The following is a 21,550-nucleotide window of genomic DNA, read 5'->3' as shown; positions in this document are numbered from 1 at the left end:
TGTACTCAAATTCACTATGCTATAGATAGTGCCGGGTGGTTTTGGACTAATAAAGAAAGCGGAAAAACTGTACCTAATTGGTCTTCATCGTCCCAAAAAGAATATATAAAATTCCGTGCAGAGCATTTTTCAAAAGCATTAGGTAAACCTTTAAATGAAGTATCTCGTTTAGTGGAAGAAGATGAAAAATATTACTGGCTTCAAGCTAAGTTACTTAATGGATATCCAAAAGGACAAAAACTTGAAACAAATCCTATAGGATGGAACATTCGGGAAAAAGCATTTAAAATACTCAAAAATGAGGTTTTTGAGTTTGATAAACTTTGCAAAGGAGATAAAGAACTAGAATTTAGTATAAAAGAAAGAGCCCCGTGGATAAATATTGCAATTTTAGAATATAACAAATATAAAAATTATTTCAATCCAGATTCAATAATACAATCAAGAATTAAAGAATATTGTAGCCCAAATAAACCTTACTATACTTTATGGTGCGCTGCTTTTGTACACTGGTGTTTTCAAGAAGCAGGATATTCCAAAATACATAGTGGAAATTGGCTAGGTGCATATCAATTCAAATCAGAAAATTGGAAAGAAGGTGAATCATGTGAAGCTTTTGTCGGAGCAGTAATAGTTTTTAATTTTTCACATGTGGCTTTTATAATAGGACAAACAAAGGATAAGAATAAGTACGTATATTTAGGTGGAAATCAGGGAGGAAGTGCAGGTAAAAGAAGCATTTCAGTAAATGCAATCAGTAAAACTAGCAATACATTTTGGATTACTAAACCAAAATCTTATATTATTTCAAAAGAAGAAAAGGAATTACCATTGTTAGAGGCCTCAGGAAAAGATCTAACATATGATGATACTCATTAAAATTAAAATTTGTATGAAATATTTAGTAATAATTTTATTATTAATTTTTGTTTCTTGTCAAGGACAAATAAACAATGACAATCATATAACAAAAATTAATGATAATTTAAATAACGAAAATGTTTTGAACGAAAAAATAGAAAAATTATTAAAAAAACAATTAGAATATGGTGCCTCAGCAAAAAATGAGGTTACCGATATTTCTACTGGTTATATATTTGAAGAAGAAGATATTAATGTAGAATCTATATTGATTAAAAAAATATTAGATAATAATAACTATAAAACCAATCAGGATAAATTTAATGAAAAAATTATAAATATTTTTGGCATTAAACAAAAAAAACATTTTCATATTAATCTCCTTAAGAGTAAATGTAAAACTGAGTTAAATCATGATATTTTTGATTTTCCATTCGAACAAATATATGTTATACCTGATAAGCAAATTATTTTTCCAATATTTTTACTTCCAGAGTTAATTGATTATCAAAAAGATTATCCTAATATGAAATTATTGGAAGATAAAGTAATTAAAGATTTTGTTAGAGATGGCTATAAAGTTAATATTAAGTTATGGAAAGAAGTAAAAGATTTATCACAAAGAAGAAATTTTAATAAGCAACTATTAATTTCTAGAAACAAATACTTATTTAATGACGATAAAAGCCATTTTCCATGGCTGGTTACCCATGATGAATATTTTATGGAATCTTTAGTAACCGTTTTCGGCTATACAGAGGATAAAAGATTACTAGAATGGGCTTTTAAAAAACAAGGCTTTAAATATGTGAAATATCCATCAGATAAAATCTTGGAAAATTTCGGGAAATTTTTATGGACAAAACAATGTAATGGTGAAATTAAAATTCATGATACAACATTAAACCTAATAAAAGAATTATTAGTACCTTCTTCCCAATCAGGAAATGAAGTTAATATATTGTATTTAGCAGAATATATAAATTATTTGTCTAATGAAGATAAAGATATTCCTCTTGATTTTTCGCAAAAAGCAAAACTAATAGCCACATTATTAGCCTTTGGAGAACAATATAAGTATAACAAAGAATATGGTTATAATCAAATGTTTTTAGGTAAGTTCATACATTATCAAGATATCGAAAAAAAATATAAAAAAGAATTTGAGAAAAACAATTACTACAACATACCTAATCTAAAAAAATGGTTTTTAGAAGCAGAGCAGGAAAAAGATATGTTTGAAAATGATCAAACCTTATCAGATGATCCTCAACCTATGGATTATCTATACAAAGCTACATATAAGAAAGGGCCTTTTTCAAAATAGTTTAAAAAATTTAATATTCTCCAGTATAAATTAAAGGGTGAATATTAAATTTAAAGAAAAAAGGTTGTTATTGTCATCGAGATTTTACCGAAGAAGAAATGGAACAATTGCTGATTCATATGAACGGAAATACGAAACTGTGGACCGACGGATTGATTAATGACAACAGCGTAAAAAGTTTAACTAGGGAGTTAAACCAAATGTTTCGCAGATATGGTATTAATACTTGCATACAAAAGATTACTTTTTTGGCTCAAGTAAATGCAGAGACGGGATTTTTTAAATTATCGCAAGAAAAACCGAGTAAATATTAATCCAGTACTTCCTTTTATAAAGGGAGAGGATTGATTCAACTTACAGGTAATTTAAACGAGAAAGAAGAAACCTCTAATTGGTTTAGAAAAGCTTAATTGAAAAAAAATTCATAACTAAATGAAAAATTAGTAACATTAAATTCTTACTATGAAATAATTTATAATCAATAAAATTTGAAAACAATTCACAACAAGCTTCTGATTACTATCATAAAATAAAATTTATATTAATTAACATAGTATCAGAATATAAGAATCATTATCTCAAATTTATTTAAAATTTTATACCACATTATTAGTATAATTGAAAAAAAGGCGTGAATAAGTAGTTAAATAAATTTGAAAACAATTCACAGCTGCTCAGGCAATGCATTAATTTTTGTATACTATACAAGTATATTATTATAACTGATAAGTATTAAAAATATTATATAAAATTAATACGATATTATAACCGTATTTCCAATCAATTGTGCAGGATAAATTTTAGGTGCTCGGTCAGCTATCTCTAACGGTTGACCGGAGGTTAGAGACCATTTTGCTCCATCTTCAGGACAATAGATATAAAAATCGTCCTTAACTTCCAATTGGGTATTTGGTCCCGGGCAAATATGCGGTGCATTTCTGTCGTAGGCTAAAAACTTATTAGCCTCTATTCTAACCAATATTAAGCCTTTAGTACCGGTTAAAGGACCCGCCTCAATATAAGCATAACCATTAATACCGGATAATTTTTGGAACTGAGGTAAATTGAGATCGGCTGAATAACTTATAGAAGAATTAGGAAAACAACTAATTGTTTTATTTCCATTTTCGCATTGGATGAAGATGAATAACTGTGAAATTAATAATATATAAAGAATTAATTTTTTAATCATAATAAATTTGCTAAATTTGCATACGGATAATCCGACCGTGAAGAGTCGGGTTATTTTTTTTATGTTTATAAATTACAACGCAAAATTACAAAAAATAGTATCATGAATTATGTAACGAAAGAAGGTCTAGATAAATTACGTAAGGAACTTGATCAATTGGAACAAGTTGAAAGACCTAAAATCACACAGCAAATTGCTGAAGCTAGGGATAAGGGTGATTTATCTGAAAATGCGGAATACGATGCGGCTAAAGAAGCACAAGGTCTGCTTGAAATGCGTATAGCTAAGCTTAAAGATATAATTTCTAATTCTAAAATAATAGATCAATCGCAAGTTGATACTTCTAAAGTAGCTATATTATGTTCTGTTAAAATAAAGAATACTGCCAATGGACAGGAGATGAAGTATACCTTGGTTCCGGATACGGAAACCGATTTAAAAACCGGAAAAATATCTGTTAATACACCCATTGCTAAAGGACTTTTAGGAAAGGAAGTAGGAGAAACTGCCGAAATAAATTTACCGAACGGTAATCGAATTAATTTTGAGATTTTAGAAATTTCATTAGATTAATAAGCTAAATTTACAACCTATGGCAAGTATATTTTCAAAAATCGTAGCAGGAGAAATTCCCTGTTATAAAGTTGCAGAAAGCGAAAAACACCTTGCTTTTTTAGATGCATTTCCGGTAGTTATAGGACATGTCTTAGTAATTCCTAAAAAAGAAACCGATAAACTGTTTGATTTGCCCAAAGAAGAGTATGATGAATTAATGGATTTTACTTATAGGGTGGCTCAGGCAGTAGGGAAAGCTATTCCATGTTTACGAGTAGGAATGTCTGTACAAGGATTGGAAGTTCCCCATGTTCATGTTCATTTAATCCCATTAAACGCTATCGGAGACATGAATTTTGGTAACAAATTGACACTGAGTTCGGAAGAATTTACTGAAATTGCTGACAAAATAAAGTCTTATCTATAGGGACTCTTGTTTGGTATAGTTTTAGTGAGAAAATTAAGTAAAAAATTTTAGAAAAAGATTAATAAAAATGGATTTAGGAAAAGAGTTCCATAAATATGCAGTAAAACACCAGGGAATTAATAGTCTGGCGGTAGATCAGTACGTAAATTCAATGACTCCATATATTACTGAAGAACGAAAATTAAATGTAGCACAAATGGATGTGTTCTCTCGGTTGATGATGGATAGAATTATATTCCTGGGAACAGGTATAGACGATCAAATAGCCAATATTGTAACCGCTCAATTATTGTTCTTGGAAAGTACAGATGCCAATAAAGACATTCAAATATATATTAATTCTCCCGGAGGAGGAGTGTATGCCGGACTAGGGATATACGATACCATGCAAATTATTAAGCCCGATGTGGCTACTATTTGTACCGGTATGGCTGCTTCTATGGGAGCCGTATTATTGACAGCCGGTGCTGCAGGAAAAAGATCAGCATTGAAACATTCTCGAATTATGATTCATCAACCATTGGGAGGAGCTCAAGGGCAAGCCTCCGATATGGAAATTACATTAAAGGAGATCTTAAAGCTGAAAAAAGAATTATATGAAATTTTGGCAGAGCATTCCGGTCAACCTTTTGAAAAAATTGAGAAGGATTCAGATAGGGACTATTGGATGATTGCTTCGGAAGCTAAAGAATATGGACTTATTGATGAAGTTCTTGAAAAACGGTAAAGCTTTGTTTTGTTGAGAACCACATACATATAATATAATATTTATACTAAGACTTTCGTTTGTTCGATATCTACAAACGAAAGTTTTTTGTTTTTTTAAATAACGTTCAATGAGTAATAAATTACTTTTTTTGTTTGCATTTTTATTTAGTTTATCTTATAATGCACAAATCAAAATTACGGGGGTAATTATAAATCAGGATACCCAGCGTCCTATTGAAGGAGCAAAAATATCTTTTCCTGAAGCTCCCGAGATTTCAACCCTTTCAAATAATATTGGATATTTTTCACTCGAATCTAAAAATAACTTTGATTCTATCGTTGTTCAGATTGTAAATTATAAGAAAAAGTCATTTCCTGTCAATAAAAAACAAAACTTAAATTTAATTATTAAATTCTCTGAAAAAGATAAGATTGGTACATCCTCAATTCCTCCATCAATTATCAATCAAACTAAAATTGATACCGATACAATATCACAATCTTCAAACCAGCAAGTTAATTACGTTAGAGTTTCCGGTCAATTGCTAGATGAAGATACAGAAAAGCCAATTACGGATGCTGATATTTTTCTTAAAAATACTCAGGTTTACGCCACTACCGACAGTGATGGAAATTTTGAATTACAATCCAATAAATTCATTGACACGTTACAAATTATTACAGATAAATACCCGACAAAATATATACCTTTACAAAGGGGAGATAATTTAGGCTTAATTGTAAATCTCAAATTAAAAAACAAAAATAGTAGCCAATCAACCGATAAAGGAACCGTAAGCAAAGAAAAGGAAATAGACGAGGTAGTAGTTACCGGCTTTCCGAAAAAGCGTTTACCTAAAAAAGAAAATCCGGCATACCGCATACTGCGTGAATTATGGAAGAGAAGAAGAACCAACGGTTTGACTAATTTTAAGAATTATCAATATAAAGAATATGAGAAAATCGAATTTGATTTAAATAATGTTGATAGTGCTTTTATAAGTAAAAAAATCTTTAAAAAATTAAACATTTCAGCCAAAGACATAGATACATTAGATATCTCAGGAAAAACGTACATTCCCGTTTTTCTTAACGAATCCCTTTCCGATATAGTTGGACAAAATACACCTTCTAAACGGGAAAAATCCTTTTTGAGAGGAAATAAAGCTTCCGGAATTCCTAATAATGATATTGTAGCCAATACGGTTAAAAATTTGTATAAAGATGTTAACATATACGATAATGTGTTAAACTTTTTTAATAAAGGATTCACCAGTCCGGTAGCTACTATTGGATTTTCCGTATACGATTATTTATTAGCTGATACGGTTTCCGTAGATGGAATTGATTGTTATTATATTAAATACAGACCTCGAAGAGAAAATGAGCTTACTTTTAAAGGAGATTTATATATTACTAAAGATACTTATGCAGTAAAGCAAGTAACCTTACAATCCACTTCAGGTATTAATGTAAACTTCGTTAAAGACATATATATGGAATTGAATTATGACAATGTCAATGATTCAATCTTTATTCCATTACGAAATTACACGGTTTTAGATATGTCTCTTATAACTAAAAAAGAAGGAGGAAAAGGTATGTTTGCAAAACGTACCATAACTTATAATGATTATAAATTCGATGAACCGCAAGATACTGTTGAAAAAATCTTAGATCAACAATGGGAACCTATTTCTGAAGGAGCTTATAACAGGAAAGATGATTTTTGGGCCGACAATCGTCCGGATCGTCTTAATGAAGATGATAAAAAGGCATATGAAATGGTAGACAAGGTATCTAAAACCCGATTATTTAGAAATATTGTAGATGCCGTACAAATTCTTTCCTCAGGCTATGTCAATGTGGGTAATGCCATTGATATTGGAAATCTGTATCAAACACTAGGATATAACGATGTTGAAGGAACCAGAATTCGTTTAGGAGCCAGGACGTTTTTCTCTCCCAATGATATGTGGAGAGTGGAAGGATATACGGCATACGGATTTAAAGATGATCAATTTAAATATGGTTTTGAAGGGCGCTTGATGTTAAATAAATACAATCGTTTTACGATAGGTGCGGGAACAAAAAGGGATATAACTCAGTTAGGGACTTCGCTTACAGAAAATGAGGGAATTATGACCCGTTCTTTTGCATCATCTTCCATCATATCCCGAGGAAGTAATGAATATTTGAGTTCTGTCAATCAAACCAATGCATTTTTATCTATTGAACCGTGGAAAAATGTACAATTGCGATTAGATGGAACTTATCAATACATAAAATCGGCGAACCCTTTTAAATTTAATATCGGGTATTACAACAAAAAAGGTGATAATAAAAACGATTTGTATGATTCTCATTTAACATTTAGTATTCAAGCGAGACCGGGAGCTAAATATTCTCGTTTTGGATTAGACAGGTATGAGCATACGACTTTATCTCCAACCTTAATTTTAAAATATATAAAAGGATTCAATGGAGTATTGGATGGTGATTTTAACTATGATAAAATACAATTTTTATACAATCATCCGATCCTTTGGGGACCGATTGGTAAATCGAATGTTACTTTTGAATTCGGAAAATCGTTTAATAAATTGCCCTTATCCTTGTTAGGAATTATACCGGGTAACCAGTCTTACGGTATCGTAAATAATACCTTTGCATTGCTGGATTACTATGATTTCGTAACAGATATATATACGGCATTGCATGTTGAACATCACTTCAACGGAAGGATATTTTCCTATATTCCTTTATTGAAAAAATTACAATTAAGAGAAGTAGCGATTTTCAGAGGTGTTTGGGGAGATATATCCGAAGGCTCCAAGAATATGAATGCTTCTAATATCAGATATGTAGCTCCCAATAAAGATATCTATTATGAATATGGATTTGGTATCGAAAATATAGGGTTTGGAAATTTAAGAATCTTTAGAGTAGATTTTAACTGGAGAGGGAATTACTTACATATGCCGGATGTTAATAAATTCGGAGTTAAATTTGGAATGCAATTTACATTCTAAAAATCATACGATTTAAAAAGAAAAAAAAGGAGTAATTATAGTACTCCTTTTTTTATTGAATTTTATATTAATTATTTTTTAATTCGAGAATTAGTTAAAACATAAGTGCCGACTAATTCCCTGATATTTACATAGGTTTTCTTCATAAGTTTAGGGATATCCTTTTTTCTAATCCATTGGGCTTTATCAATTCCTTCATTTTTTTGAGGTTTAGGTTTTTCATTTCCATCATACTTCATTTCAAACCATTGAACTATTTTTAAAAAGTATTTTTTTTCAGATTGATACACATGATAAGTTGTCGTTAGGTATTTTTTTAATTTTAGATCAGAAATAGAACATTCTTCTTCTACTTCCCGTTTGGCAGCTTTTTTAAAAGTTTCATTTTCTTCCACATGACCTTTCGGTAAATCCCAATAACCGTTTCTTTTAATAAATAAATAATTGTCTTTACTATTATTAACTAATCCTCCCGCTGCATACACGGGGGTAGCTATTTTTAGTAATTTTTTCCAAACTTTTTTGGTTTCAGATGAGTAAACATGAATGGAATTTACTTTCGTATGGTACAAAATATCCAGAGCGTATACTAAAGTTTTCGAATTTTCGTATGGAAGGTTAATGGCACCTTTTCTCTTATTTTTACCAAGGGTAAGAAATCTTTCGTTTACAGAAATTTTGTACATTTGTGTTTGTTTTTACCAAAATTACAAAAATGAATATTAAAGGAGAAAAAATACTGGTTAATAAATCGGCAGAAGATATTTACACGTTAGCATCTCAGCCTTCTGAATTTAAAAAGTTCATGCCTGAAACCATTGATAAGTTTGAGGCAGATGAAGATGGATTTGTTTTTGCATTAAAAGGAATGCCTGAAATTGCCTTGAAAATGAAAGAAAGAATTCCTTATTCAAAAATTGTATTAAGTTCGGCTAAAGAAACTTTGAATTTTGACTTAAGTTTATTAATAGATCAGGTTACAGATAGTTCAAGTGAAGTTCAATTTACTTTCGATGGTAAATTTAATATGTTTATATCTGCCATGGTTGAAAAGCCTTTAAAAAATTTAATTAAAGCTTTAACGGAAGGAGTTACTAAAATTTCATAACGTTAAATTTGAAACATAAAAAAAAGCTATTTTATTTAAAATAGCTTTTTTTATATAAAGAGTATTCAACTTATTTTTTTCCTTTTTTACTTCCTTTTTCAGGGTTGAAATTATCATACGCATATTTCACGGCTCTAAAAACATCTACAACACCTCCGGTTGCTGAAAGTTGATCAAAAGTTGTTTTAATCATAGGACTGTTTTCACTCTCGCCACCTGCTGTTACTTCTATAGTAGATTTATTTGCTGTTATAAATAATATATTTTTCACTTGTTCAGCAGTTAACTGAGGAAAATAAGACCATAAAAGGGCAGCACATCCCGCAACAACCGGAGAAGCCATACTGGTACCTTGTAAAAATTTATATTTTCCTTTAGTAACGGTAGAGTAAATTTCTAATCCGGGTGCAAAAATATCAACTTTTTCTTTTCCGTAGTTAGAAAAAGACGCCTTCAATGCATTATTATATCGAGTACTGGCTCCTACGGTAATCCAATTATTTACAAAAGATTTATGCTCATTATCCTTAAAATTGGTTGGATAATTATATTCAGTATCTACATTTTTATTATCATTACCGGCAGCATGAACCATTAATACACCCTTTTTTTCCGCGTATTTCATAGCTTCCCATACTCTCTCTTTATTAGGAGAAAAAGGCTTACCAAAACTCATATTAATGACTTTAGCGCCATTATCAACGGCATAATATATGGCATTGGCAATATCTTTATCTCTTTCATCACCATCCGGAACGGCTCGAACTACTAAGATTTTTGCAACATCCCCGGCAATACCGTCCATACCTATATTATTATTTCTAACTGCTGCAATTATACCGGAAACATGAGTTCCATGTAATGCATCCGGGCCTTCCACTTCATTGTTACCGTAATGTTTTTCCTTAATATCAGTATAATCATCACCTACAATGTAGCGAGGATCATAACTTTTATTAAGCATGTAATCTACTTTTCCGGAATAATAAGCAACTGCTTCACCCATTTCACTATCCGCCAACATATTGATTTGAGTTGCATTTTTTCCTTCCAAATCGTTATTATTTGCAATCATCTGAAGGAAAGCTTGTTTATATTGAGGAACAGTAAAAGTTGCCTCATTTACATTTTCAAGAGTCAAAGGTTTGTCACCCAGAGCATTTTGTAATTCAGTGGTCATTTGTCTTATCAAAGCTTTTTGCTCTTCAATATTAGATAGGGCATCTTTAGCTTCACCTAAATCTTTATCATATGTAAATTTAGCTCTTTGATATTCTTTGAATTCGTTCGGATACTTTTCCCGATTTTTTTCATTCGTTTTCAGGTCACCGGTTTCGAATAGTTTTTCATATAAAGAAACAATACGGGTTGATTCCATAGTATCGTGGTCTACATCTTTTCCATCTTTTCCACCGATAAAATCCCATCCATGAACATCGTCAGCATATCCATTACCGTCGTCATCTTTACCGTTATTAGCGATTTCTTTTGGATTATTCCAAATATTATTTTTCAAATCCGGATGATCAATTTGTACACCACTATCAATTACACCGACGATAATAGGAGAGGGCTTGAGTCCTTTAGAATTTAGAAATTCAATAGCATCAGTAGTCCCTACACCATAAATACCGGTTTTTTCATAACTTTGATGATACCAATTTTTTAAAGCAAGGGAATCAACTGCCGGAACGTTATTTTGAGCAAATGCATTGGCAGTAAAGAATGCAAAAGCGAAGCTTAGGCTTAATAGTTTTATCTTCATTTAAAATTATTTATTTATTCGACATTAGTAAGGTAATTAGCAGATTTCGGGCCAAGATTGTATATAAGATCTAGTATGGAAAGATCATTCATAAACTCGAAACGGTCTGAAAATACCTGAATATATTTTTTATTTTTATAGGGACTTTCTTTTTTTGCATTGAATGCTTCTCGCGCATCGGTAAACGGAGGATTTTTTACATATTCATCCGTTAGTTCGTACGAACATTCCAACTTTAGGATAGAACATGCCCATTCTATTGTGTTTAGATTTAAATCTAATAAAAAGGTTTCTTTTTTTTCCAATAATTGGATTAGCTTATCTTCGTAATATTCAAAGTAAGGAGAACTTTGATATGCTGATTGCAATGATTTACTATGTAATTTTTGCCATGAAGACGCATAGGAAATCTTAATATCTTTTATAATTCTGGCTCCTGAATGTTCAATAGGAACAATAAGAGGCAATTTTCCATTAGCTCCTTGAACAATGCAACGATTACGATAAGTTTGTTTAGGAAAATTTTCCCACTGTTCCAAATAGATCTTTTCCGAATGGATCCATTTTTCAAAATAAGAAACAGGAGGAAAATAAAAACAAGGTAAGACGATCATAGTTATTTTTTATGAAAGTGCTAATTTACCATAAAAATAAATATGATCTTCTTATTTTAACAAAATATGTATGCGATCTATTTTATATGAAATTTACTTTTTTTCTGTCTTTAAAATTAATTAGAAAAAATTATATCGTATACCCATAAATCCTCTTAATTTTTGCAAGGACGCATAATTATAAGAAGTATCAAAAGTGTACCCGTTAGGATTGGTAATCGGATTATCTACCTCTTTATTGAATGGGTCAAAAGGACGCATGATCGGGTTTTTGGGCGTAAAATTAAATAGGTTTTTAATTCCTCCGTAAATTTCCATTCCATTATGGAATTTCTTGGTTACCTGTATATTTGCAATGCAATACCACGGGGAATATTCACTTCTAAAATCATTAGGCTCGATAGGCAACCTCATTTTTCCGTTCCATTGTCCTGAAAAGTCCAATATATAATTTTTAGGAAATGTGTAAGTCATAACAAATGTTCCGGACCATTTAGGTGCATAAAGCTGATCTGTTCTAAAATAAGAACCCTTGTCATCTTTTTCTTTGGTGTAAACATCCATATAAGTAACACCCGCCATAATTTTAAAAGGAATTAAAAAAGACCATTCCGTATTTAAAGATATACCTTGCGAAACAGCATGTCCGTCTAAGTTATCATAAATGATTTTAGTAGGATCGGAATCGAAATCACCAATAATTTTATTAGTAAAATAAGAATAAAAACCGGTGATATCCAGATTTATATTCAGATCATCGAACATCATTTTTTTAACATAGTTCAAATTTCCGTTATATGAACGTTCAGGCTTTAAAGAATTCAAGATAACTACATCTCTGGCTCCCGTAAGAGCAGAATGATCTTCCGTAAAGATATTTACAACTCTAAAACCGGTTCCAAAACTGGCTCGGAAGGTATTCGTATAATTGGGTGAAAACTTATAGGCAATTCTGGGAGAATGTACATTTCCATGATGTTTATCGTTATCGTATCTATACCCAAGTAAAAGTTTATTTTTAGTATTTATAGACCATTCATCTTGTAAAAATAATCCCGGTAACGGTGTTTCTGAAGGTCTGTTTTTCGAGCCGTCAGGAGAAGCGGTCGCAGGTGTATTGTCATCGTAGTAAGTATATCTAAAAGAAGCACCTGCTAAAAAGTTATGATTTTTTATGGTTTTATCCCAATAACTTTGGATAAAGGCTACTTGTTGAGTTGCCATATACGGAGTATTCCCATACCATGAGTTTTGATCATGCCAATTATATGAAAATTGGGTGTATATTTTTTCATGTAGAGGTAATTGGTAAAGTCCGATAACTTCGGCACGTTTCGTATATATACTTTCTCCGTAAACCTCGTCACTTCCTCGATATTTTTTACTCCAGTTCATTTCTCCACCCCAGCGATCTTCATTGACCCATCGCAGCCCTAAACTGGCAACTCTGTTTTCTTTTCGTTTAAAACTCCATTTATTAAAAACCGATATCCTGTTTTGTAAAGTTAAATCGGTAAATCCGTCGTGATTGGCATCGATAGGATTATCATAATAAAAATGATTGATACCCAGTAAACTGGTTACTTTTTTACCGGCATTAAATTTAAAGGATAAATCCGTACTTAATTCTCCCCAGCTTGTACTGAAAATATCCGCTGCAAATTTGGGTGCTTTTTGCGGGTTTTTAGTGATTACGTTTATAATTCCCCCCATAGCTTCTGAGCCGTATAAAGAAGAGGCGGGACCTTTAACTACCTCAATTCTTTCTACCAAACTATTGGGAATCCCACTTAAACCATAAACAGTAGCTAATCCGCTAACGATAGGCATCCCGTCAATTAATATCATAGTATAAGGACCTTCCATACCGTTTATGTGAATATCTCCCGTATTACAAACGCTGCAATTTATTTGAGGTTTAACTCCGTTAATCATTCCTACGGCATCGAAAAGACTGGGAGTAGGATTTTTTTTGAATAGTTTTGGTGTAATAATTTCAACAGGCACCGGGCTGTCAGATTTTCTAACTTCCTTCAAGGTTCCTGTCACGACAATATCGTCAATCGATTTTTCTTTAGAGTTTTTAATTGAATCTTTAACTTCTTGGGAATATAGTGTGCAAAGGGATAATGCAAAAAGTACAGTCAATCCTCTTTTCATAATTATTAATTTTAGACTCGCAAATATAAAAAATTAGATTAGTCTAACAAATTTATTTTACGATTGTATTTTGGAAAAATAAATTATTTGGTCTTGAAAAATTAATATTTTAAATATATTTGTAAATGTTCTCATCTATAGAAGAAAATTATCTAAAAGCCTTATATAATCTGTCTGACGAAAAGGGAGAAGTATCTACTTTGGCGTTAAGCCAATCCTTAGATATCAAAATGCCTACTGTGAACAGCATGATGAAAAAATTCTTGAAAAAAGGATTGGTATACTATCAGAGCTATAAACCGTTAAAACTGACAGAAAAAGGTAAAAAAGAAGCCGCTTTAATTCTTAGGAAACACCGTCTAACAGAAATGTATTTGGTTGAAAAAATGGGATTTAGTTGGGAAGATGTTCATGAAGTAGCCGAACAAATCGAACATATACATTCAGAAAAATTTTTCAATAAAATGGACGAATTGTTAGATTATCCTAAGTTCGATCCTCACGGTTCACCTATACCGGATAAACAAGGAAATATTGAAGGGGGACGCTTTAAAAGGTTAAACGAATACCAAATTGGAGAAATCGTGGAATTATCCGCTATCATTCACAGTTCTAAAGAATTTTTAAAATATTTAAATTCTAAAAATTTCAATTTAGGAATTAAATTTCAGATTGAATCAGTCGAAGAGTTTGACGGAAGTGTAACCGTTCAAATTGTAGGTCAAAATAGAACAGAAGTTTTAAGTAATATGATTGCTGAAAAACTTTTAGTCAAAAATTGTTTAAATTAAAGTTACCGCGCAATTACTATCATTTAATTATAAGGTAAAAGTGCAGTAAATGAGTTAATTAATTTAATTTTTACTATATTTACTATATGAAGAAGGGATATGCAGATTTACCTTTACACTATGGAACAGTTCCCGCCTGGTTAGCTAAAAGAATGGCTTTATTAGGTGGAGCGATTGTAGAGGCTATAGTTCAAGAATACGGAAGAAAAACTTTATTACAAAAATTAAGCGACCCGTTTTGGTTTCAATCTTTAGGATGTGTTTTAGGAATGGATTGGCATTCTTCAGGAATAACCACTTCCGTTATGAATGCTTTGAAAAAAGCAATAAATCAAAGATCCTCGGAACTTGGTATTTATGTATGCGGGGGCAGGGGAAAATCTTCACGAAATACTCCAACGGAATTACTTCATATTGCCGATAAAACCGGTTTAGATGGAAATGAACTCATTACTAAGAGCAGATTGGTAGCAAAGGTTGATAATTGTGCGGTTCAAGATGGTTTCCAAATATATTTACATTCTTTTGTAGTTACTAAAGATGGGGATTGGACAGTTGTACAGCAAGGAATGAATATCAACGATAAATTGGCAAGAAGGTATCATTGGCTGTCCTCCTCAGTTCAATCCTTTACGGAAACTCCCCATACTTTTATTTATGGTAAAAACAAAGGAGAAATCCTTAATCTGACCGATAAAGATGCTTCTACTACCAAACAGGGAATTTTGGAACTAACTAAGGAAAATCCGGATCGTTTAATGAAAGAAATATCCCTTATATTGCCTACTCATCATGAGGTACGCGAAAAAGACGTCAATTTGAAGAGATTGGGTGCTGCTTTGGTACTTGCTCATGAAACAGATGTTCAAGATGTGGAATCTCTGTTGCTTTTGAATGGAGTAGGACCCAGAACGCTTCAATCGTTGACCTTAGTTAGTGAGGTAATACATGGCACTCCTTCCAGATTTTCAGATCCCGCCCGATTTTCTTTTGCACACGGAGGAAAAGACGGACATCCTTTTCCTGTACCCACTCGAGTGTATGATGAAACCATTGAAGTTTTTGATAAAGCATTGCAACGATCTAAATTAGGAGATACCGATAAATTGGAAGCATTGAAAAATCTTTCCAAAGTATCTATGGAAATTGAAAAGAATTTTAAACCCAGTGACAATTTTCATGAATGGATTGAAAATGAACGGAAAAATTCCTGGAAATACGGTGGTAAAACCATATATGGAGACGCCGTTGAAAACAGCAGTCTTATAAAAAAAACCGGCAAGAAAACTAATAAATCTGTAACTAAAAAAATTGATAAAAACCAACTCAGTCTGTTTGATTAAGCATAAGAAGGTATTTAAAGACTTTCACCAATAAATTTAGCCTTTAATTCTGTTTCCGTCCATTCTTTTTGCGGATTACTTTGCGCTGTAATACCACCACCTACATAAAGTAACGCTCCATTAGCATATAGTTTAGCACATCGTAAATTAACGAAATACTTTTTAAATTTCTGAGTTTCCAATCCTATATATCCTGCATAAAAATCACGATTATATCCTTCATTCTCCAAAATATAACTTCTACTTTTATTTAACGGAATTCCACAAACGGCAGGTGTAGGATGCAAATCTGCTATCAATTGAGGTAGTTGATCAGAAGTATTTAATTTTGCAGAAAGATAGGTTACTAAATGTTTAACATGTCCTAAATGAAGTGTTTCAGGACCTTTTACCGTTAAATTCGAAGTATAGGCTTTAATTTTTTCACAAATATAATCTGTGACATATTTTTGCTCTTCTATTTCTTTGCTTTCCCACTGAACAGAATCAATATCCGGTAATGTTCCGGCAAGTGCCATCGTTGTAAATAAAGAATTTTCAAAAGAACCTAAGAGTTCAGGAGTAGCCCCCATCCAAATTTCATTTTGATTCCAATAGCTTACTTGGCAAAAGGAGGATGGATATTTTTCACATAAAAACAAAAACGATTTGAAAGGGTTGATCTTATCCTTATCGATCCATTTTTCGCGAGAAATTACAATTTTATCTGTTTGTTTTTGTTGAATATAATGAATGGTCCGTTGAAGTAGATTTAAATATTCTTGTTCTGAAATAACCTTTGTATTTTCATTGTTAGGTAGAGGAAATATATGATCATTCGATGGTAATAAATCTTTTACCTCAGTAAAAGTTGAAAAATGGAAAGTATATTTCTTTGAATTATCAAAAGATTGAAAAGAATATTCATATAAGCCGCCCTCTTCCTTTTTAATTAAAAATATTTTTTTGTCTTTAGGAAGTCGAATAAAAGCAAAAGGAATATTTTTTTTAATGCAATCTTTAACTATTTCAGAAAGTACCATTATTCAAAATTATTTTTAGGAACAATGCGATTAGTCATGGTAACATAACAATTTTTAAAAGTATTTCCCTCATCATCCGTACAAAAAATATTAATTTCAACCACATGGGATGTATTTCCTTTGTTAATAAATTGGGCTGTAGCTGAAATTTTTCCGTTTTTAACAGATTTTAAATGATACCCGTTTACTTGCGTTCCGAAAACATAATAATTTGAAGGATCAACCGTGGTAATAGATAAAACCGAACCTACAGTTTCAGCAAGAGCTAATGAGACTCCACCATGTAAAAATCCTATCGGTTGGTGTACCCGGGAATTTACTTCCATTTCTGCAGTTAGTGTATCTCCTGTAAAATCAGTGTATACGATCCCTAAGGTATCCATTAGTGTATTTGGTGAAGATTCATTTAGCTTGGCCAAAAGTTCTGCCTTATCCATTTTTTATTATTTACGTTTCATGCAAATTTATAAAAAATTAAACTCAAGGATTGGGCGAGAGGAAAGAATACCGATTCTAATTTTTTTACTATTTCTTTCTTTGCAATCTAATTGCAACATAGGGGAATTATTTTTGTTATATAATTAAAAAATACAGATAGTTATGTCTTCTTATAAACCCGGTTGCGCCTGTAATGACAACGATAGAAAAAATATTACTAATCAAGGAGATCATGAATCTTCTCATGGACATACCCATGATCACGAACTAGATTTCAACATAAATATTTTTCAATTATTTTTACCGGCCATCATAAGTTCTATCCTTTTAGCTCTCGCTCTCATTTTAGATTATTCTAAAACTTCATTTTTCAATTCTTGGATTAGATTGGGAGTATATATTCTAGCTTATTTGCCTGTAGGGTTTCCTGTATTTAAAGAAATGTTGGAAGAATTTAAGCATAAGGATTTTTTCAATGAGCTATCGTTAATGTTTTTAGCTTCGGTAGGTGCTTTTTATATAGGAGAATATCCGGAAGCGGTTGCAGTTATGTTATTTTATTCCATTGGAGAGAACTTCCAATCGTTGGCAGTAGCTAAAGCTAAAAGAAATATTAATGCTTTATTGGATCAAAGACCCGATGAAGCAACAATTATTGAAAATCAAACTACTAAAGTCGTAAAAGCTAAAGAGGTTCAAGTAGGCGAAATTATACAATTGAAACCGGGAGATAAAGTAGCATTGGATGGAGAATTGATTTCTTCAACGGCTACGTTCAATACCTCTGCGTTAACCGGGGAAAGTACTCCGCAAAGTAAAGAAAAAGGGGAGACCATTTTAGCAGGAATGATAAATCTTAACACTTCATCACTTGTAAAAGTTACTACTCCTTACTCAGACAGTAAACTATCTAAAATATTGGATTTAGTTCAAAACGCTACCGGTCAAAAAGCGAAAACAGAATTGTTTATCAGAAAATTTGCGAAGATTTATACTCCGGCGGTTTTCTTTATTGCTTTGCTGGTGTTTATATTACCTTATTTTTTTATTGCAAACTATGAATATGAAACCTGGTTGTATCGATCCTTAATATTTTTAGTTATATCCTGTCCTTGTGCTTTGGTAATCTCAATACCTCTAGGATATTTCGGTGGCATAGGTTTAGCTTCAAGAAACGGTATTTTGGTTAAAGGTTCCAACTTTTTGGATATCTTGGCTGAAGTCAAACAAATTGTATTTGATAAAACAGGAACTTTAACCTTAGGAAATTTTTCTGTTCAAAATGTACATGTTGAGCAAGGTTTTGATCGGACTCAATTATTACAATGGGTTAATATAGCTGAATCTCATAGTAATCATCCGATTGCTATCGCAATTCAAGCTTATGTTAATCATAAACCTGAGGTAACAAAAATTACTTCCATGGAAGATATTCCGGGAAAAGGGATTAAAGTGGAAATAGAAGATAATGAATTATTAGTAGGTAATTTTAAATTAATGGATGCCTATTCTATTTCTTATCCGGAAACTTGTAAAGAAATCATAAATACTGTAGTTTTAATTGCAGTAAATAATAAGTTCGCCGGATATTTGGAAATTGCAGATCAAATTAAATCAGGAGCTCAACAAGATATTAAAAAAATACATGATTTAGGTATCGGGTCAACTATTCTTAGCGGAGATAAAAATACAATCGTACAAAAAGTTGCCCGAGAATTAGGTATAGATCATGCCTATGGTGAACTTTTACCGGAAGATAAGGTAAGTAAAATGAAGGAAATAAAATCAACAGTGATTGGTAAAGTAGCTTTTGTAGGTGATGGATTTAATGATGCACCGGTGATCGCTTTAAGTGATGTTGGAATTGCCATGGGAGGTTTAGGCAGTGATGCGACGATTGAAGTAGCCGATGTCATAATTCAAGACGATCAGACCTCTAAAATTCCTTTAGCCGTTAAAATAGGAAAAGCCACCAAACATGTTGTATGGCAAAATGTGATATTAGCTTTTGGTATTAAAATTATTGTAATGATTTTAGGAATTTTTGGTGATATCCATCTATTGGAAGCTGTATTTGCCGATGTGGGTGTAGCCCTTTTAGCAATATTAAATGCCGTTCGTCTACAAAAAGCCAACCTAAATAAATAGAATTTTCTCTACCATTTGTACGAATAAATTTTAATACATTCTTCATTAAAACAGGTAAGTAAACTAGGTACTTATCTGTTTAAAATTCGATACATGTTGATTTCCGATTAATTTTTGATTTTAAAGTTTAAACAGATATTAATACAATAAATTATTTTTCAATTTATCAATATTTAAATGCATTCTTTTAATCAAAAAATTTTGAATGGAACCATATTCATTTTCTATTTCGTTTAATGCGCTTTCTAAGTATTCCGGTATGACCGTATATAAATATTTGTTGGATGGATTTTGTTCAATTAACGGATGGTATTTATCCGCCAGATAATCGTTGGATGCTAAATAATCCTTTAAAATAATATCTTTTGGAATATCTAGAGCATATAGCAACAATGCGGTAGCCAATCCGGTACGATCTTTCCCTGCTGAACAATGAAAAAGGAGCGGTAATTTTTCTTGATCTTGTATATAGGTAAAAAATTCTTCGTATGCGTTCAAATATTTATCTTCTGTAACTAAAAGTTTGTATAAATGCTTCATAGCATTTATTACATCATTTTTGCTTGTATGAATACTTTTAGCATATGCTTTTAAACGACCGGGTTCAATACACAAATAGTAATGATTTTTAACTTCTGCAGGAATTTTGTCGGGTAAGGCCTTATATTCTTCTTCGCATCTGAAATCAACTAAAGTAATTATAGGAATACTGGATAAATATAGTAAATCATTATGAGTTAGATTATATAAATCGTCTGTTCTAAATAATTTCCCCCATTTAATTCGTTTTCCGTCTTTAGACTCTAAACCTCCTAAATCCCTAAAATTATATCCTCCTTCCATCGGAAGGTGTGTTTCCGCAAGTATAGCCGATCCTTCCGAAGTCTCTAATTTAAAATAACTTCTTTTGGATGGTAATATATATAAAGGATAAGTACCGTAATCTTTACCTTGCGCGATCGGTTTTTTAGTATCAATAGTTTGAACTGAATCGCCTGAATATAATTTCCATTCTCCCGAAATATTTATATTTAAATAAGCTGATTTTGTATGCTTTTCTCGTATAATTTTACATCTTTTTAGAATGTCAATAGGGTTATCTGAATTTTCTTTTTCTTTAGTCATACCTGCTATCATACTAATTTTTGGATTATATTACTTATTAAAAACTTAAATCACATCAAATTTATTGCCATAAAAATTATTGAAATAATCTATATTTTAATTATTTGTAAAAGAATACTAATTAAAGTAGGTCTTTTTAATATCTTTGCAGGTAAAATAATAATTTACTATACGAAATCAGGAATACTACGTTTTAATTAATCGGATTGATTTTAAAATTTATTTTAAAATCATGACTTTCTAAGAAAATAAAATATCTACATATAATGTATGTTTAAGTACTAATAAATAAATATAGGTGTTACTATGGTTTCAATACACGAATGGTGGACAATTTTAAAACAACAATTTTATCAAATTTCTTTTTTAGAAGCCATAGGAGTTGCTTTTGGTATAGCGGAAGCTTTATTCGCAAAATATAATAAGGTTTGGTTGTATCCTTGCGGAATACTTAATATACTCATAACCATGTATATTTATTGGGATTTTCGTTTATACGCGGAAATTTTATTGCAAGTATATTATTTTGTAATGAGTATATACGGATGGTTTTTATGGACAAGTAAAACTAAGAATAGTAGTACGGTAAGTTTATGTACTGTCAACGATAGATTAATTGCATGTTGCATTGTGATATTTTCATGGTTTCTTTTATATTTTTTCTTAACGAATTATACTAATTCAGATGTTCCTGTATGGGACTCATTGGTGAGCGCATTTGCTTGGGCCGGTATGTGGCTATTAGCAAAAAGAAAACTGGATAATTGGATTTTTTTAAATATTAGTAATTTTATAGCCGTTCCATTATTACTTCATAAAGGACTTTTATTATATTCTCTTTTAACTATATTTTTATTTATCATCGCAATTTTTGGATATTTAGATTGGAAAAAAATTATTAATTCACAAAAGTTAAAAAATTAGAACATAAAAT

The 21,550-nt window shown here is 31.3% G+C and carries 20 protein-coding genes; 12 read left to right on the top strand and 8 right to left on the bottom strand.

Annotated elements, in window-relative coordinates:
* Positions 1-171: 171 nt before the first annotated feature.
* The 3 genes from GYM73_RS05985 (at position 172) to GYM73_RS05975 (ending at position 2,502) form a co-directional block, all read left to right on the top strand.
* Positions 172-879, top strand: a complete 708-nt coding sequence (locus GYM73_RS05985) for a CHAP domain-containing protein (RefSeq protein ID WP_220233281.1) — start codon at positions 172-174, stop codon at positions 877-879.
* 13 nt (positions 880-892) lie between these two features.
* On the top strand, positions 893-2,188 hold the full coding sequence (locus GYM73_RS05980) for a hypothetical protein (protein WP_220233280.1): 1,296 nt from the start codon (positions 893-895) through the stop codon (positions 2,186-2,188).
* 98 nt (positions 2,189-2,286) lie between these two features.
* Positions 2,287-2,502 carry a hypothetical protein gene (locus tag GYM73_RS05975; RefSeq protein ID WP_220233279.1) on the top strand — a complete coding sequence of 72 codons (216 nt, stop codon included), beginning with the start codon at positions 2,287-2,289 and terminating at the stop codon, positions 2,500-2,502.
* Between the two features lie 437 nt (positions 2,503-2,939).
* On the opposite strand, the gene GYM73_RS05970 is transcribed toward GYM73_RS05975, so the two are convergent.
* Positions 2,940-3,380 carry a hypothetical protein gene (locus GYM73_RS05970; RefSeq protein WP_220233278.1) on the bottom strand — a complete coding sequence of 147 codons (441 nt, stop codon included), beginning with the start codon at positions 3,378-3,380 and terminating at the stop codon, positions 2,940-2,942.
* A 102-nt stretch (positions 3,381-3,482) separates the two neighbouring features.
* Between GYM73_RS05970 and greA the strand changes: the two genes are divergently transcribed.
* The 4 genes from greA to GYM73_RS05950 all read left to right on the top strand — a co-directional run bounded on the left by greA (position 3,483) and on the right by GYM73_RS05950 (position 8,102).
* Positions 3,483-3,953 carry a transcription elongation factor GreA gene (greA, locus tag GYM73_RS05965; RefSeq protein ID WP_220233277.1) on the top strand — a complete coding sequence of 157 codons (471 nt, stop codon included), beginning with the start codon at positions 3,483-3,485 and terminating at the stop codon, positions 3,951-3,953.
* Between the two features lie 19 nt (positions 3,954-3,972).
* Positions 3,973-4,362: an HIT family protein gene (locus GYM73_RS05960; protein ID WP_160564843.1), complete on the top strand. Its 390-nt coding sequence runs from the start codon at positions 3,973-3,975 to the stop codon at positions 4,360-4,362.
* Positions 4,363-4,429: 67 nt separating this feature from the next.
* Positions 4,430-5,089 (top strand): ATP-dependent Clp endopeptidase proteolytic subunit ClpP, encoded by a 660-nt coding sequence (gene clpP, locus GYM73_RS05955; protein WP_105297863.1) that lies wholly within the window; start codon positions 4,430-4,432, stop codon positions 5,087-5,089.
* 109 nt (positions 5,090-5,198) lie between these two features.
* On the top strand, positions 5,199-8,102 hold the full coding sequence (locus tag GYM73_RS05950; RefSeq protein WP_220233276.1) for a DUF5686 family protein: 2,904 nt from the start codon (positions 5,199-5,201) through the stop codon (positions 8,100-8,102).
* A gap of 71 nt (positions 8,103-8,173) precedes the next feature.
* Here the strand turns inward: GYM73_RS05950 and GYM73_RS05945 are convergent, their stop codons facing one another.
* On the bottom strand, positions 8,174-8,788 hold the full coding sequence (locus GYM73_RS05945; RefSeq protein ID WP_220233275.1) for an NUDIX hydrolase: 615 nt from the start codon (positions 8,786-8,788) through the stop codon (positions 8,174-8,176).
* Positions 8,789-8,817: 29 nt separating this feature from the next.
* Here GYM73_RS05945 and GYM73_RS05940 point away from each other — a divergent pair, with 29 nt between their 5' ends.
* Positions 8,818-9,210 carry an SRPBCC family protein gene (locus GYM73_RS05940; RefSeq protein ID WP_160543200.1) on the top strand — a complete coding sequence of 131 codons (393 nt, stop codon included), beginning with the start codon at positions 8,818-8,820 and terminating at the stop codon, positions 9,208-9,210.
* A gap of 70 nt (positions 9,211-9,280) precedes the next feature.
* On the opposite strand, the gene GYM73_RS05935 is transcribed toward GYM73_RS05940, so the two are convergent.
* The 3 genes from GYM73_RS05935 to GYM73_RS05925 form a co-directional block, all read right to left on the bottom strand.
* The gene (locus GYM73_RS05935) at positions 9,281-10,975 is read right to left on the bottom strand and encodes a S8 family peptidase (RefSeq protein WP_220233274.1); all 1,695 of its coding nucleotides are present in this window, start codon (positions 10,973-10,975) and stop codon (positions 9,281-9,283) included.
* 14 nt (positions 10,976-10,989) lie between these two features.
* Positions 10,990-11,589, bottom strand: coding sequence for a WbqC family protein (locus tag GYM73_RS05930; protein ID WP_220233273.1), 600 nt, complete (start codon positions 11,587-11,589; stop codon positions 10,990-10,992).
* Positions 11,590-11,709: 120 nt separating this feature from the next.
* Complete coding sequence (locus GYM73_RS05925) at positions 11,710-13,749, bottom strand: TonB-dependent siderophore receptor (RefSeq protein ID WP_220233272.1); 2,040 nt, start codon at positions 13,747-13,749, stop codon at positions 11,710-11,712.
* A gap of 125 nt (positions 13,750-13,874) precedes the next feature.
* Here GYM73_RS05925 and GYM73_RS05920 point away from each other — a divergent pair, with 125 nt between their 5' ends.
* Together GYM73_RS05920 and GYM73_RS05915 are read left to right on the top strand one after the other, a co-directional pair.
* Positions 13,875-14,540 (top strand): metal-dependent transcriptional regulator, encoded by a 666-nt coding sequence (locus GYM73_RS05920; protein ID WP_220233271.1) that lies wholly within the window; start codon positions 13,875-13,877, stop codon positions 14,538-14,540.
* A gap of 86 nt (positions 14,541-14,626) precedes the next feature.
* Entirely contained in the window at positions 14,627-15,883 is a 1,257-nt protein-coding gene (locus tag GYM73_RS05915; RefSeq protein ID WP_220233270.1) for a DUF763 domain-containing protein, read from the top strand.
* A gap of 14 nt (positions 15,884-15,897) precedes the next feature.
* On the opposite strand, the gene GYM73_RS05910 is transcribed toward GYM73_RS05915, so the two are convergent.
* Entirely contained in the window at positions 15,898-16,905 is a 1,008-nt protein-coding gene (locus GYM73_RS05910) for a chorismate-binding protein (RefSeq protein ID WP_220233269.1), read from the bottom strand.
* Entirely contained in the window at positions 16,905-17,342 is a 438-nt protein-coding gene (locus GYM73_RS05905) for a hotdog fold thioesterase (RefSeq protein ID WP_220233268.1), read from the bottom strand. Before GYM73_RS05905 ends, GYM73_RS05910 begins: the two co-directional genes overlap by 1 nt.
* A 163-nt stretch (positions 17,343-17,505) precedes the next feature.
* Here GYM73_RS05905 and GYM73_RS05900 point away from each other — a divergent pair, with 163 nt between their 5' ends.
* A complete protein-coding gene (locus GYM73_RS05900) occupies positions 17,506-19,491 on the top strand; it encodes a heavy metal translocating P-type ATPase (RefSeq protein WP_220233267.1) in 1,986 nt (661 codons plus the stop codon).
* Positions 19,492-19,629: 138 nt separating this feature from the next.
* Here GYM73_RS05900 and GYM73_RS05895 read toward each other — a convergent pair whose 3' ends face one another.
* On the bottom strand, positions 19,630-20,628 hold the full coding sequence (locus tag GYM73_RS05895) for a tyrosine-protein phosphatase (protein ID WP_220233266.1): 999 nt from the start codon (positions 20,626-20,628) through the stop codon (positions 19,630-19,632).
* 294 nt (positions 20,629-20,922) lie between these two features.
* Between GYM73_RS05895 and pnuC the strand changes: the two genes are divergently transcribed.
* The gene (pnuC, locus tag GYM73_RS05890) at positions 20,923-21,540 is read left to right on the top strand and encodes a nicotinamide riboside transporter PnuC (RefSeq protein WP_220233265.1); all 618 of its coding nucleotides are present in this window, start codon (positions 20,923-20,925) and stop codon (positions 21,538-21,540) included.
* Positions 21,541-21,550: the final 10 nt, after the last annotated feature.

It is taken from the genome of Apibacter sp. ESL0432 (assembly GCF_019469225.1).
In the GTDB taxonomy this organism is placed as follows: domain Bacteria; phylum Bacteroidota; class Bacteroidia; order Flavobacteriales; family Weeksellaceae; genus Apibacter.
The sequence above is the reverse complement of the archived record's forward strand: the minus strand, read 5'-3'. Positions and strand labels throughout refer to the sequence as shown.